11 protein-coding genes are annotated in these 13,067 nt (G+C 65.3%); 9 read left to right on the top strand and 2 right to left on the bottom strand.

What is annotated here, in order from left to right; translation table 11 throughout:
• Positions 1-90: 90 nt before the first annotated feature.
• Genes IEI94_RS19820 through IEI94_RS19810 form a run of 3 tightly spaced genes read left to right on the top strand, consistent with a single transcriptional unit; the run spans position 91 to position 3,564 of the window.
• A complete protein-coding gene (locus IEI94_RS19820; RefSeq protein WP_318153429.1) occupies positions 91-1,563 on the top strand; it encodes a tripartite tricarboxylate transporter permease in 1,473 nt (490 codons plus the stop codon).
• Positions 1,563-2,060 carry a hypothetical protein gene (locus IEI94_RS19815; RefSeq protein WP_191168937.1) on the top strand — a complete coding sequence of 166 codons (498 nt, stop codon included), beginning with the start codon at positions 1,563-1,565 and terminating at the stop codon, positions 2,058-2,060. Before IEI94_RS19820 ends, IEI94_RS19815 begins: the two co-directional genes overlap by 1 nt.
• A 25-nt stretch (positions 2,061-2,085) precedes the next feature.
• Complete coding sequence (locus IEI94_RS19810; protein ID WP_191168936.1) at positions 2,086-3,564, top strand: aldehyde dehydrogenase; 1,479 nt, start codon at positions 2,086-2,088, stop codon at positions 3,562-3,564.
• Positions 3,565-3,572: 8 nt separating this feature from the next.
• On the opposite strand, the gene IEI94_RS19805 is transcribed toward IEI94_RS19810, so the two are convergent.
• Positions 3,573-4,262 (bottom strand): GntR family transcriptional regulator, encoded by a 690-nt coding sequence (locus IEI94_RS19805; RefSeq protein ID WP_191168935.1) that lies wholly within the window; start codon positions 4,260-4,262, stop codon positions 3,573-3,575.
• A gap of 115 nt (positions 4,263-4,377) precedes the next feature.
• Here IEI94_RS19805 and tcuA point away from each other — a divergent pair, with 115 nt between their 5' ends.
• Both tcuA and tcuB read left to right on the top strand, forming a co-directional pair.
• A complete protein-coding gene (tcuA, locus tag IEI94_RS19800; protein ID WP_191168934.1) occupies positions 4,378-5,802 on the top strand; it encodes an FAD-dependent tricarballylate dehydrogenase TcuA in 1,425 nt (474 codons plus the stop codon).
• Positions 5,789-6,898, top strand: a complete 1,110-nt coding sequence (gene tcuB / locus IEI94_RS19795; RefSeq protein ID WP_191168933.1) for a tricarballylate utilization 4Fe-4S protein TcuB — start codon at positions 5,789-5,791, stop codon at positions 6,896-6,898. The genes tcuA and tcuB overlap by 14 nt, the downstream gene beginning before the upstream one ends.
• Positions 6,899-7,066: 168 nt before the next feature.
• Here tcuB and IEI94_RS19790 read toward each other — a convergent pair whose 3' ends face one another.
• Positions 7,067-7,927 (bottom strand): LysR substrate-binding domain-containing protein, encoded by an 861-nt coding sequence (locus IEI94_RS19790; RefSeq protein WP_412030925.1) that lies wholly within the window; start codon positions 7,925-7,927, stop codon positions 7,067-7,069.
• A 100-nt stretch (positions 7,928-8,027) separates the two neighbouring features.
• Between IEI94_RS19790 and IEI94_RS19785 the strand changes: the two genes are divergently transcribed.
• From IEI94_RS19785 to IEI94_RS19770, 4 genes are all read left to right on the top strand, one after another.
• Complete coding sequence (locus IEI94_RS19785) at positions 8,028-8,303, top strand: DUF1127 domain-containing protein (protein WP_224750207.1); 276 nt, start codon at positions 8,028-8,030, stop codon at positions 8,301-8,303.
• 69 nt (positions 8,304-8,372) lie between these two features.
• On the top strand, positions 8,373-10,718 hold the full coding sequence (locus tag IEI94_RS19780; RefSeq protein ID WP_191168931.1) for a Tex family protein: 2,346 nt from the start codon (positions 8,373-8,375) through the stop codon (positions 10,716-10,718).
• Between the two features lie 155 nt (positions 10,719-10,873).
• Positions 10,874-12,499, top strand: a complete 1,626-nt coding sequence (gene gshA / locus IEI94_RS19775; RefSeq protein WP_412030924.1) for a glutamate--cysteine ligase — start codon at positions 10,874-10,876, stop codon at positions 12,497-12,499.
• 43 nt (positions 12,500-12,542) lie between these two features.
• Positions 12,543-13,064 (top strand): disulfide bond formation protein B, encoded by a 522-nt coding sequence (locus IEI94_RS19770; RefSeq protein WP_318153428.1) that lies wholly within the window; start codon positions 12,543-12,545, stop codon positions 13,062-13,064.
• Positions 13,065-13,067: the final 3 nt, after the last annotated feature.

Genomic DNA, 13,067 nt, shown 5'->3' with positions numbered 1-13,067 from the left:
CTTTGAAGCCCTCCCCGTGTCGTATCCGGATGCGCTGTGGAGTATCTGCAGCCGCACCCTTCAACTCTCCGCAGATAGGAGCTCGACGCCGTGTTAGCCGCTGCGTTTGATGCCCTGACGCTGGTCCTCGATCCGTCCCGTCTGGTGTTCATGCTATTGGGCATCAGCGTTGGGCTGGTCGTGGGTATTCTCCCCGGTCTGGGGGGCGTCGTGGGTATGTCTCTATTATTGCCGTTCGTCTACGGCATGGATCCGCACGCTGCGACGGCGATGCTGATCGGCATGGCGGCGGTGATCGCCACCGCTGACACCTTCCCCAGTATTCTGATCGGGGTGCCCGGATCGGCGGGTTCCCAGGCGACCATCCTCGATGGCTACCCGATGGCCCAGCAGGGCAAGGCGGGACGTGCCCTGAGTGCGGCTTTCAGCGCCTCGCTTATCGGCGGCCTGGTCGGTGCGCTGGTGCTGTTCGCCATCTTGCCCATCGCACGGCCGCTGGTGCTGGCATTCCAGTCACCGCATCTCTTCATGCTCACCGTGCTCGGGCTGTGCGTGGTCGGTCTGCTGGCTGGCAAGTATCCGTTCCGCGGCATTCTCGCTACCCTGCTCGGCATCATGATCGCCATGCTCGGTTCGGCTCCCTCAACGGTGACCTTTCGCTTCGTCGGCGACAGCGTCTATCTGATGGACGGTATTCCGCTGGCGATCCTGGCCATGGGGCTGTTCGCGGTACCCGAGATCATCGACCTGCTGGCCGACAACCGCGCCGTCTCCAAGGTCAAGGAGGTCTCCAGTGGCTGGAAAGATGGGGTACGCGACACCTTTCGCAACCGCTGGCTGGTGTTACGCTCGGCGGCCCTCGGGGTCGCGGTAGGGGCAATCCCCGGCCTTGGTGGTTCGGTGGTTGACTGGCTCTCCTATGGCCAGGCGGTGCAGAGCGCCAAGGACAAGAGCGGCTTCGGCAAGGGGGACGTGCGCGGGGTGATCGCGCCGGAGAGCTCCAACAACGCCAAGGAGGGGGGCTCGCTGATCCCCACCATGCTGTTCGGCATCCCCGGCAGTGGCACTACCGCCGTGCTGCTCGGCGGCCTGATCCTGCTGGGCATCCAGCCCGGCCCGTCGATGCTGACCTCGGACCTGTCGATTACCCTGACCATCGTCTGGACCCTGGCGCTGGCCAACGTGGTGGGCGCCTTCGCCTGCTTCCTGCTGTCGCGGCCCATCGCCCGGCTCAGCACCATTCCGGCTTCCAAGTTCGCGCCTTTCCTGCTGATCGTGATGCTGGTCGGCGCCTACCAGAATACCAACCAGTGGGGCGATCTGATCGCCTTCATCGTCATCGGCATGCTCGGCTGGCTGCTCAAGACCTACGACTGGCCGCGGGCGCCGGTGCTGATCGGTTTCGTGCTGGCGCCGAGTATCGAGCGCTATCTGACCATATCGGCGTCACGTTACGGCTGGTCTTGGCTGGCTGACCCCATGGTGATCGTCATCGGCGTGCTGGCGGTCGGTGTGGTGGTGGCCGGTGTGCGTGCCAAACGCAAGGGACTGGGAGAAACCTGATGTCACAGCGACTACGTGAAGAGCTGCTGTTCATGGCGGTGATAGTCGGCTTGATGATAGCGGCCCTCTACATGTCCGCCGGCTACCCCTTCAATGCGCGGCTGATGCCACAGGTCGTGGCGATCGCCGTACTGGTGCTGCTCAGCGTGGAGGGCGTACTGACCGTGCGCCGTTCCCGCGCATCACGCGCCAGCGGTGATGCCGAGGCGGGCGGTGAGCACATCGGAGATACCGGCAACGAGCCTGTCTGGGGCGCCAAGTTCAGACGCAGTGCGCCCTATATGGCTTGGCTGGCGGCGCTCTACCTGGGCATTTACCTGATTGGCCTGATGGCCTCGGCGGCGATTTTCACTGCTGCTTTCTGCCGCCTGGTCGGCAAGATGAGCTGGCTCGCCACACTGATCGGTACCGCACTATTGATGGCGGCGCTGTTCGGGCTCACGGAAGCGTTCAACATGCGCTGGCCGGTGGGCTATTTCTTCGATCCGTTCCGCTGACCCCTACTTTCTGGAGGAACACCACGTGGCAAACCGCTATCAGCTCTATATCGGCGGCGCCTGGCGGGATGCCGCCGGTGGCGCCACCTTTCCTGCCATCAATCCGGTCAACCAGCAACCCTGGGCCGACCTTCCCCAGGCCGGCGTCGAGGACGTCGACGCTGCAGTGGAAGCGGCACGTGAGGCCTTCGACGGCGGCTGGAAAGAGACCAATGGCTTGACCCGCGCGACACTGATGCATCGGCTGGCCGACCTGCTCGAGGCTGACGCCGAGCGTATGGCCCAGCTCGAGACCACCGACAACGGCAAGGTGATCCGCGAGACCCGTGTGCAAATGCGCTTCGCGGCGCGCAACTACCGCTATTTTGCCGGCTGGGCCGACAAGCTCCACGGCGAGAGCATTCCGCTGGACCGTCCCGAGCTGGTCGATTTCACCACCCGCGAGCCGCGTGGCGTGGCAGCCCTGATCACCTCCTGGAACTCGCCCATGGCGATCCTCGCCAACAAGCTGGCGCCTGCCCTGGCGGCGGGCTGCACGGTGGTGATCAAGCCCTCGGAGATGGCTAGCGTCACCACCCTGGCTTTCGCAGAGCTATGTGAAAAGGCAGGTTTCCCGGCAGGTGTGGTCAACGTGGTGACTGGCGACGGTAGCGTCGGCGCGGCACTCACCGGCCACCCGGGCATCGATCTGATCAGCTTCACCGGCGGCACCGCCACCGGCAAGGCGATCTCGCGGGTGGCCGCCGAGCACCTGACACCGGTGACCCTGGAGTTGGGCGGCAAGTCGGCCAATATCGTGTTTGCCGATGCCGACCTCGAGCAGGCAGTCACCGGTGCGGTGGCGGGGATCTTTGCCGCTGCCGGCCAGACCTGCATTGCGGGTTCGCGGCTACTGGTACAGCGCGAAATCTACGACCAGGTGGTGGCGCAGGTGTGTGAGCGTGCTCGGGCGATCCGCGTGGGCAACCCCCGCGACGAGGCCACCGAGATGGGGCCGGTGGCCACCCAGGCGCAGCATCAGCGGGTGCTGGCCTTCATCGCCCGGGCCTGCGAGCAGGGCGCCACGCTTGCCGTGGGCGGCAGGGTGCCGGAAGGCGACGTCTACTCCCGCGGTTATTTCGTCCAGCCCACGGTGTTCACCGAGGTGGCGGCGGATGCCGAACTGGCCCAGGAAGAGGTGTTCGGGCCGGTGCTGGCGATCATTCCCTTCGATAGCGAAGAACAGGCCATCGCCATTGCCAATGGCACCGCCTACGGCCTGGTCGCCGGCCTGTGGACGCAGAACCTGGCTCGGGCGCACCGCGTGGCCAGGCGTCTCGAGGTGGGGGGCGTGTGGGTCAACACCTACCGCACCAGCGCCGCCCAGGCACCGTTCGGCGGCGTCAAGGCCAGTGGCATCGGCCGCGAGCGGGGCCTGCATGCGCTGGATGAATATCTCGAGATCAAGAACCTGATGATCGACCTGTCGAGCGAGGCTCGGGACCCCTTCGCGATTCGCACCTAGGCCTGGGGCTAGTCGTCGTAGCTCTCGAAGAAGGCCTCGAGTCGCACCTTGTAGGCCTCGCGGATATGAGCACGAGCATGGCGCTCGGCGGCCTCCGGGTCGCGGTTCTCGAGGGCGTCGATGATCGCCCGATGCTCGTTGCGGGCGGCCTCGTCGCGGCCCGGTTTGGCCAGGGTACTGCGGCCCAGCAGCATCATCGATTCCTGCAGCGAGTGCAGCATCTTGAGCAGGTAGCGGTTGTGGCCGCAGCGATACAGGGTGCTGTGGAACAGCTTGTTGTTCTTGACCAGGTCACGGGTCTCCGTGAGGCGCGCATCGCGCTCGCTGATCTCGCGCAGAAAGGCGATCTCGACCTCCGAGGCGTGCTGTGCGGCGAGGCCTGCAGCGGTGCCTTCCAGCACCTCGCGCATGGCATACAGCTCGCTGATCATGCCGTGATCGAGCTCGGTGATGATGGTGCCGCGGGCCGGGTCGTTGGCGACTAGCCCCTCGAGTTGCAGGCGGTTGAGCGCCTCACGTACCGGGGTGCGGCTGAGGCCGATGCGTTCGGCCAGTTCAACCTCGCGAATGCGCGTACCGGGCGGCAGGCTGCCCTCCTTGATGGCGTCGATGATAAAGCGATACGCCTGTTCGCTGCGCGGCTCGCCGCGCTGGTTGGCCTCCGTTGTGGCGCTCTTGCGTGGCTTGCGCTCTGCCATGGCTTGCGGGCCTCGAATTGTATTGATGGGTTTTGGCCATGGTATGCCAGGGAACACGACTTGTCATTTTGAACACTAGTGGATACATTTGTATTTATTTGGGCGAGGAATCACGATGCTGTCATCGACTGGAGAGCGACTCAGCGAGGCCGATCTGACGAACCACGACGTGCTGGTGATCGGTGGCGGTAATGCCGCGCTGTGCGCCGCACTGTCGGCCCGCGAGGAGGGCGCCAGCGTGCTGCTGCTGGAGAGCGCGCCGCACAAGTGGCGGGGCGGCAACAGCATTCACACCCGTAACCTGCGCTGCATGCATCGCGAGCCCACCGATGTGTTGAGCGACGCCTATCTCGAAGACGAGTTCTTTGACGACGTATGGCGGGTCACCGGCGGCATCACCAACGAGGCCCTGGCGCGGCATGTGATTCGCGCCTCGGAAACCTGCGCCGACTGGATGAAGCGCTACGGCGTGCGCTTTCAGCCGTCGCTGGGCGGCACCCTGCACCTGGGGCGCACCAATGCCTTCTTTCTGGGCGGCGGCAAGGCGCTGCTAAACACCTACTATCAGGCCGCCGAGCGGCTCGGAGTGACGATCCTCTACGAGGCCGAGGCCGAGAAGCTGGTATTCGACGGCAATCGCTTCGACCACGCGCTGGTCAACTACAACGGGTCGCCGCGCAAGGTCAGTGCCAAGGCGGTGGTGATCGCCTCGGGCGGCTTCGAGTCCAATCAGGAGTGGCTGGAAGAGGCCTGGGGGGAGGTGTCGCGCAACTTCCTTATCCGCGGCACGCGCTTCAATCAGGGCAAGATGCTGCGCGCGCTGATCGACAACGGCGCCAAGGTGATTGGCGACCCGACCCAGGGCCATGCGGTGGCGATAGACGCCCGGGCGCCCAAGTACGACGGCGGAATCGTCACCCGTGTCGACTGCGTGTCACTGGGCATTGTCGTCAACCGCGATGGCGAGCGTTTCTACGACGAGGGCGAGGACTTCTGGCCCAAGCGCTATGCCATCTGGGGGCGGCTGATTGCCAAGCAGCCGGGGCAGGTGGGCTATTCGATTACCGACACCAAGGCCCAGGGGCGCTTCATGCCCTCGGTCTTCCCCCCCGAGCAGGCCGATACGCTCGAGGAGCTGGCGCTCAAGCTCGAGCTTCCGGTCGAGGCGGTACTCAAGACCGTGGACGACTTCAATGCCGCGGTGCAGCCCGGCAACTTCGATCACAGCGTGCTCGACGACTGCCACACCCAGGGCGTTACGCCCGAGAAGACCCACTGGGCGCAGCGTATCGACGAGCCGCCGTTCTACGGCTATCCGCTGCGTACCGGCATCACCTTCACCTACCTGGGCGCTGAAGTCGACGCCAAGGCCCGTATGTACATGGACAGCGGCGAGCTGGCCGATAACGTCTTCCTGGCCGGCGAGATCATGGCCGGCAACATTCTCGGACAGGGCTACGTCGCCGGCTTCGGCATGACCATCGGCACCGTATTTGGCCGTATCGCAGGCACAGAGGCAGGCAGCTATGCAAAAGATTGAGGCACTGATCGAGGAAACCCGCAACAACATGACGATCTGCAATGCCTGCCGGTATTGCGAGGGGTTCTGCCCGGTATTTCCGGCCATGGAACGGCGTCGCGCCTTCACCCCCGAAGATCTCAAGTACCTGGCCAACCTGTGCCACAACTGCGGTGAGTGCTACTACGCTTGCCAGTACGCACCGCCCCACGAGTTTGCGGTCAACGTGCCGCAGTCGATGGCCAAGCTGCGCGTCGAGTCCTATCGCCAGTACGCCTGGCCGGGACCGCTGGCACGCCTGTTCGACCGCAACGGTCTGCTTGCCGCTCTGGCGCTGGCAGTGGGAGTGACGCTGATCCTGCTGATTGCCATCGCCCTCAATGGCGGCCTGGCGGCGCTTGTCACCACGCAGCATGGCGGCGACTTCTATGCCCTGATGCCGCACAACGTGATGGTGGTGACCTTCGGCTCGGTGTCGCTGTTCGTGCTGCTGGCGCTGATAATGGGGATGGTGCGTTTCTGGCGCGAGAGTGGTGAAGGTGCGGCCGGGCTAGGCGATACGCAGAGCTGGCGGCAGGCGCTCAAGGAGACCTTTTCTCTCAAGCATCTCCACGGCCAGAACGAAGTCGGCTGCACCTACCCCGACGCCTACCACTCTCACTGGCGGCGGCGCTTCCACCACTTCACCTTCTATGGCTTCATGCTCAGCTTCGCGGCGACGGTTACCGGCACCATTTACCACTACGTATTTGGATGGCAGGCACCCTACGATTTCACCAGTCTGCCCAAGCTGTTCGGCACCCTGGGGGGCATCGGGCTGCTGATCGGCCCTGCGGGGCTGCTGTACCTCAAGCTGGTGCGCGACCAGAACACCGCCGACGTGCGCCAGATGGGCATGGACGTGGCCTTTATCGCGCTGCTGTGGCTGACCGGCTTTACCGGCCTGGCACTGATGCTGCTGCGCGAGACCTCGGCGATGGGGGTAATGCTGGTGGTGCATCTCGGGGTCGTCATGGCGCTGTTCATCACCATGCCCTACGGCAAGTTCGTTCACGGTCTCTATCGCCTGCTGGCGGTCTATCGCAACGCCCTGGAGCGCAATCGCGCCGGCCGCTAGAGGAGCAGCAGTTGCGCGCCTCCTATGGAAACGCTGAACAAATCGCCGAGCGAGATGAAGCGCAAGGCGCACGGAGCACAGGAACCGGAGCATATGGGGTATATGTGAGGATTCCGCGCACCGCGTAACGCAGCGATTCGCTCGTGTAGGCATTTGTGCAGTGTTTACCTATAGTTTGAAGCCCTCGGCAATATACTGAGCCAACCCTTCCACCGCCGGGGAGGGGGTGTCCGAGGCCCGAAGCAGCACAATGGAGGCGTCGGGCAGGGCAGGGAAACCGTCCGTTGCGTCGAGGATGCGCATGTTTGGCGTCACCAGACTCTTCATCCACGCCGATACGGCAAGCCCTGCCCCGACCACGGCCTGCAGCGTTGCCAGGCTGGGGCTGCTGTAGGCGATGCGATATGAGAGGCCGACCCGACTCAGGGCATTGCAGGCGTGGCGTCGACAGAAACAGGGCTCCTCGAACAGCGCCAGCGGCAGGGGAGACTGTTGATGCGTCGTATGCGAACCCGCCACCACCCATACCGTTTGATCCTGCAGCAGGATCTCGCCGATCTCGTGGCCCACCTCGCGGGTCACGATGCTCAGGTCGAGCTGGCCCTTGTGGCGGTTGATCAGCTCAGAGGAGGGCGCGCACTGCACCTCGACGTCCACCAGTGGCCAGTGATGCGAGAAGGACTTGAGGATACCCGGCAAGAAACGCATCACGTAGTCGTCGGGCACGCCGAGCTTCACCTTGCCGACCATGTCCGGCTGGCGCAGCATGGTGAGCGCTTCCCCATGCAGGTCGAGGATGCGCCGCGCGTAGCCGAGGAGGGTAGTGCCCTCGCTGGTCAGCAGCATCCGGCGTCCCTGCCGTTCGAACAGCTGGCGCTGAATCACATCCTTTTCAAGGCGCTTGATCTGCATGCTCACGGCGGATTGCGTGCGATTCACCGCCTTGGCGGCGTGGGTCACTCCACCGTGGTCGACGATGGCCACAAAAGTGCGCAGCAGTTCGTGATCGATTGTCTGGAGCATCTGCAGCTCGCATCAGTTTAGTTGATGGCGTGTATCATAAGTATTCGTTGGATTGATTCTATCCGCTGCCCGACACTTTCTCCACACCCACCAGGAGGAAGTTTCGATGACAACGGAATCGACCTGCCCCGCGGCTCCCACGAGCCAGTGCTGCTCCAATCGCACGGTGGCGCCCGCTGCCACAGCGCGGCAGCGACTGCGGTTTGTTATCGGGCTATGGCGCTGGGCGCGCCGCATGGACCGGCTCGTCCAGCTGCGTCGTGAGCGCAGCCAGCTGCGTGAGCTCAGCGATGACGCGCTGCGCGATATCGGCCTGACGCGCCGCGAGGCTGACCGCGAAAGCCGTCGCCCCTATTGGGACGACAGCGGCTGGCGGCGCTGAAGCAGGGCGGCGGGGCGATGATTATGGTACCTTGACGCGATTCTCTGGAAGCTGATTGCCAAGGATTTCATGGACGCATACGCCGCTATTATCGCCCGCCTCGCCGACGAGCTCGGCGTTCGCCCGCAGCAGGTTTCGGCCACGGTGGAACTGCTCGATGGCGGGGCCACCGTGCCCTTCATTTCGCGCTATCGCAAGGAGGTCACCGGTGGCCTCGACGATACCCAACTGCGCCAGCTCGATGAACGTCTCATCTACCTGCGCGAGCTCGAGGAGCGCCGCGCCACGGTGCTTGCTGCCATCGACGAGCAGGGCAAGCTCGACGCCGACCTCAAGCGTCAGATCGAGGCCGCCGAGACCAAGCAGCGCCTCGAAGATCTCTACCTGCCCTACCGCAAGAAGCGCCGCACCAAGGCGCAGATCGCCCGCGAAGCGGGCCTCGAGCCGCTAGCCGACGCGCTGCTCACCGACCCGAGCCTGGATCCGCAGGCCGAGGCCAGCCGCTATCTGCGCCCCGCCGAGGGTGAAACGCCGGCCGTCGAGGACGCCAAGGCGGCGCTGGACGGCGCCAAGCAGATACTCATGGAGCGCTTCGCCGAGGAGGCTGAGCTGGTCGGCAAGCTGCGCGAGCGGCTGTGGGCCGAGGGTCAGCTCAGTTCGAGGGTGATCGCCGGCCAGGAGCAGCAGGGCGCCAAGTTCTCCGACTACTTCGAACACGACGAAGCGCTGGCCAAGACCCCGTCGCATCGCGCTCTGGCAATGTTCCGCGGGCGCAACGAGGGCGTGCTGTCGCTGGCCATCAAGCTGCCCGGCGAGGATGAGGCGCCGCTGCATCCGGCCCAGGTCGCCATCGCCAAGCACGTCGGCATCAGCGACCAGGGGCGTGCCGCCGACAAGTGGCTCGCCGAGGTGGTGCGCTGGACCTGGCGGGTCAAGCTCTACACCCATCTCGAGACCGAGCTGATGGGGCGCTTGCGCGAGCGCGCCGAGCTCGAGGCGATCGATGTCTTCGCCGCCAACCTCAAGGATCTGCTGCTGGCGGCGCCGGCCGGCCCCAAGCCGACCCTGGCCCTCGACCCCGGCCTGCGTACCGGCTGCAAGGTGGCGGTGGTCGATGCCACCGGCCAGTTCCTCGAACACGCCACCATCTACCCCCACGCGCCGCAGAAGCGCTGGGACGAAGCGCTGGCGGTGCTCGCCAAGCTGGTCGAGCGGCACGCCGTCGAACTGATCGCAGTGGGCAACGGCACTGCCAGCCGTGAAACCGACAAGCTGGCCGCTGAGCTGATCAAGCGGCTCGCGCCGCGTCGGCTGGCCAAGGTCATGGTCAGCGAGGCCGGCGCCTCGGTCTATTCCGCCTCGGAGTACGCCGCTCGGGAGTTCCCCGACCTCGACGTTACCATCCGCGGTGCGGTGTCCATCGCCCGGCGCCTGCAGGACCCGCTCGGCGAGCTGGTCAAGATCGAACCCAAGTCGATCGGTGTCGGCCAGTATCAGCACGACGTCTCCCAGGTGCAGCTGTCACGCAGCCTGGAAGCGGTGATCGAGGACTGCGTCAACGCCGTGGGCGTCGATCTCAACATGGCCTCCACGGCGCTGCTGTCGCGGGTCTCCGGGCTCAACCTGGGGCTGGCCGAGAACATCGTCGCGCGGCGTAACGCCGACGGCGCCTTCCACAGCCGCCGGGCCCTGCTCGAGGTGAGTCGGCTGGGCCCCAAGACCTTCGAGCAGTGTGCCGGTTTCCTGCGCATCATGGACGGCGACAACCCCCTCGATGCCAGCGCCGTGCACCCCGAGGCCTATCCGCTGGTGGAGCGCATCGCCGAGCGCAGCGGGCGCTCGTTGGGCGGCCTGATCGGCGACAGCGCCACTCTCAAGGCGCTCAAGCCGGCGGACTTCGCCGATGAGCGCTTCGGGGTACCCACCGTCAGCGATATCCTCAAGGAGCTCGACAAGCCGGGGCGCGATCCGCGGCCCGAGTTCAAGGCCGCCGAACTTCGCGATGGCGTCGAGACGCTCAAGGATCTCGAGGTGGGCATGCTGCTCGAAGGCACCGTGACCAACGTTACCCACTTCGGGGCCTTCGTCGATGTTGGCGTGCACCAGGATGGTCTGGTGCATATTTCCGCGCTTTCCCACAAGTTCGTCGAGGATCCGCGCTCGGTGGTCAAGGCCGGTGACATCGTCAAGGTCAAGGTGATGAGCGTCGATCTGGAGCGCGCCCGCATCGGGCTGAGCATGCGCCTCGACGACCAGCCCGGCGAGCAGACCAGCCAGGGCGCGCGCCAGGCGCGCAGCGACAAGCCCAGCCGCAAACGCGAGTCACGGCCGGCGCAGCAGGGAGGTGACAGCAGCAGCGGGCAGGTCGGCGCCCTGGGGGCGGCGCTGTTGCAGGCACGCCGCAAGGACAAGTAGTGCCCGTGTGACAAAACACCTTTCACGCTTAGTGCCTTGAAAGGACTCGGCCAGGCACCATAATGTGTCACTTATGCGAGCGTCGCGGTGTTGCCCGACGCTCGTACCGTTTCATCAGCGAAGAGGGGCCGGGCCCCATCCTTCCATGCCATGGGGTGTTCACCTTGTCCGAGCCACTCGCTTCCGTCATCGCCCGGCTCAAGGCGCCGGCCCAGCAGGGTCAGATCGGCCGCCTGCGTCGCGGCATCGAAAAAGAGGGGCTGCGGGTCGATCCCGCCGGCCGCATCGCCCAGACGCCGCACCCCCACGCGCTGGGCTCGAAGCTGACCCATCCGCACGTCACGACTGACTACTCTGAAGCGCTGCTCGAGTACATCACGCCGGTCTACTGCAAGCCCCACGATGCGCTGGCGTTTCTCGGCGACCTGCACCGCTTCAGCTATCACTACCTGGGGGAGGAGCTGATCTGGCCGGCCAGCATGCCGGCGCGGCTCAATGGTAACGCCAGCGTGCCGATCGCCGACTACGGCAGCTCCAATATCGGCACCATGAAGCACGTCTACCGCAAGGGCCTCGACGTCCGCTACGGACGCATCATGCAGGCCATCGCCGGGGTGCATTATAACGTGTCGCTCCCCGACGACCTGTGGCCGCTGCTGCGCGAGATCGACCCTCAGGCGTCGGACACCGCCGCCTCGTCGGACGCCGACTACCGCTCGAGCCGCTACTTCGGCCTGATTCGCCACTTCCGCCGTAACAGCTGGCTGCTGATGTACCTGTTCGGCGCCTCGCCGGCAATCGACCGCAGCTTTCTGGACGGCAAGCCGGCACCCGATTGGCTCGAGGCGCACGGCTCCGATACCCTGCTGTCACCCTATGCCACCACGCTGCGCATGTCGGGGCTTGGCTACCAGAACAAGGTGCAGGAGCAGCTCAAGATCTGCTTCAACTCGCTGTCGAACTACGTCGGTACCCTGCGCCATGCGATTTCCACGCCCTGGCCCCCCTACCAGGCGCTGGGCGTCAATCAAGGCGACACCTGGCAGCAACTCAACGCCAACATCCTGCAGATCGAGAACGAGTACTACAGCGACATCCGCCCCAAGCGGGTGACCCGTCACAACGAGACCCCCAGCCAGGCCCTCGAGGCGCGCGGCGTGGAGTATATCGAGGTGCGCTGCCTCGACCTCAACCCCCTGCTGCCGCTGGGCGTGGACGCTGCCCAGATGTATTTTCTGGACACCTTCCTGATGTGGTGCCTGCTCTCCGACAGTCCATGGATCCCGGATGACGAGTGCGATCACCTCGATGACAACCGTCGCCTGGTGGTGGAGCGCGGGCGCGACCCGGCGATGCGCCTGAACATCGGTGGCGAACTGCGCTCGGTGCCCGAACGAGGGCATGAGATATTCACCGAACTCGAGGCGGTGGCCGAGCTGCTCGATATCCTGGAGGAGGGCAGCCCGCACAGCGACGCGGTGCGCGGACTGGCACCGCTGCTCGATGACCCCTCGTTGACGCCGTCGGGACGCGTCATGGCGCGGCTTAAGGAGACCCAGCAGAGCTTCGCCGAGGTGATGCTGGCGCTGGCCCGCGAGCAGGCCGAGCAGTTCCGCCGCGAGCCAATGGATGCCGCGCACCGCGCGCTGCTCGATGAGTTGATCGAGACCTCGCATCGCCAGCAGGGGGAAATCGAAGCGGGCGATGAGGAGCGCTTCGGCGCCTTCCTGGAGGGCTATTTCACCCGCGCCCGTGAACCCCGAGCGGCGCGAGCCGTCTGAGTCAGCGCCACTCGATCATCAACGTGACTTCAAGGACATGCGTGTGACCTCAACTCTCAAGGCGCTGTCGCCGCGCCAGTGGAGCCTCGCGGGGCTCGCCTTCTGCGCGCTGATGATGGCCGTGGCGCTGCTGCTCGAGCACGCGGCGGGGCTCGAGCCCTGCCCGCTGTGTATCTTTCAGCGCGTTGCGGTGCTCGCTGCAGCGGCGGTATTGCTGGTGGCGGCGCTGCATAATCCCCGCGCTGCCGGCCTTATCGTGTATGCCGCTCTGGGGCTGGTCGCGGTGGTGGGGGGTATCGGGGTGGCCTGGCGTCATCTGTGGCTGCAGTCGCTGCCGGCGGATCAGGTGCCGACCTGTGGGCCGGGGCTCGACTACATGATGGATATCCTGCCGTGGCGCGACGTGGTGTCGAGGGTGCTGTCGGGCTCCGGCGAGTGTGCCGAGATCGATTTCCTGTTTCTGGGGATCTCGCTGCCGGGCTGGACGCTGATCGGTTTCGTGGTGCTGGCTATCGCGCCCTTGGCGATGCTGGTGCGCGGCATTCAGGCGGTGCGCGGCGGCTGAAAT

This window comes from Halomonas sp. ML-15 (assembly GCF_014779595.1).
Classification (GTDB): domain Bacteria; phylum Pseudomonadota; class Gammaproteobacteria; order Pseudomonadales; family Halomonadaceae; genus Franzmannia.
This window is presented reverse-complemented; position numbering and strand designations above follow the sequence as displayed.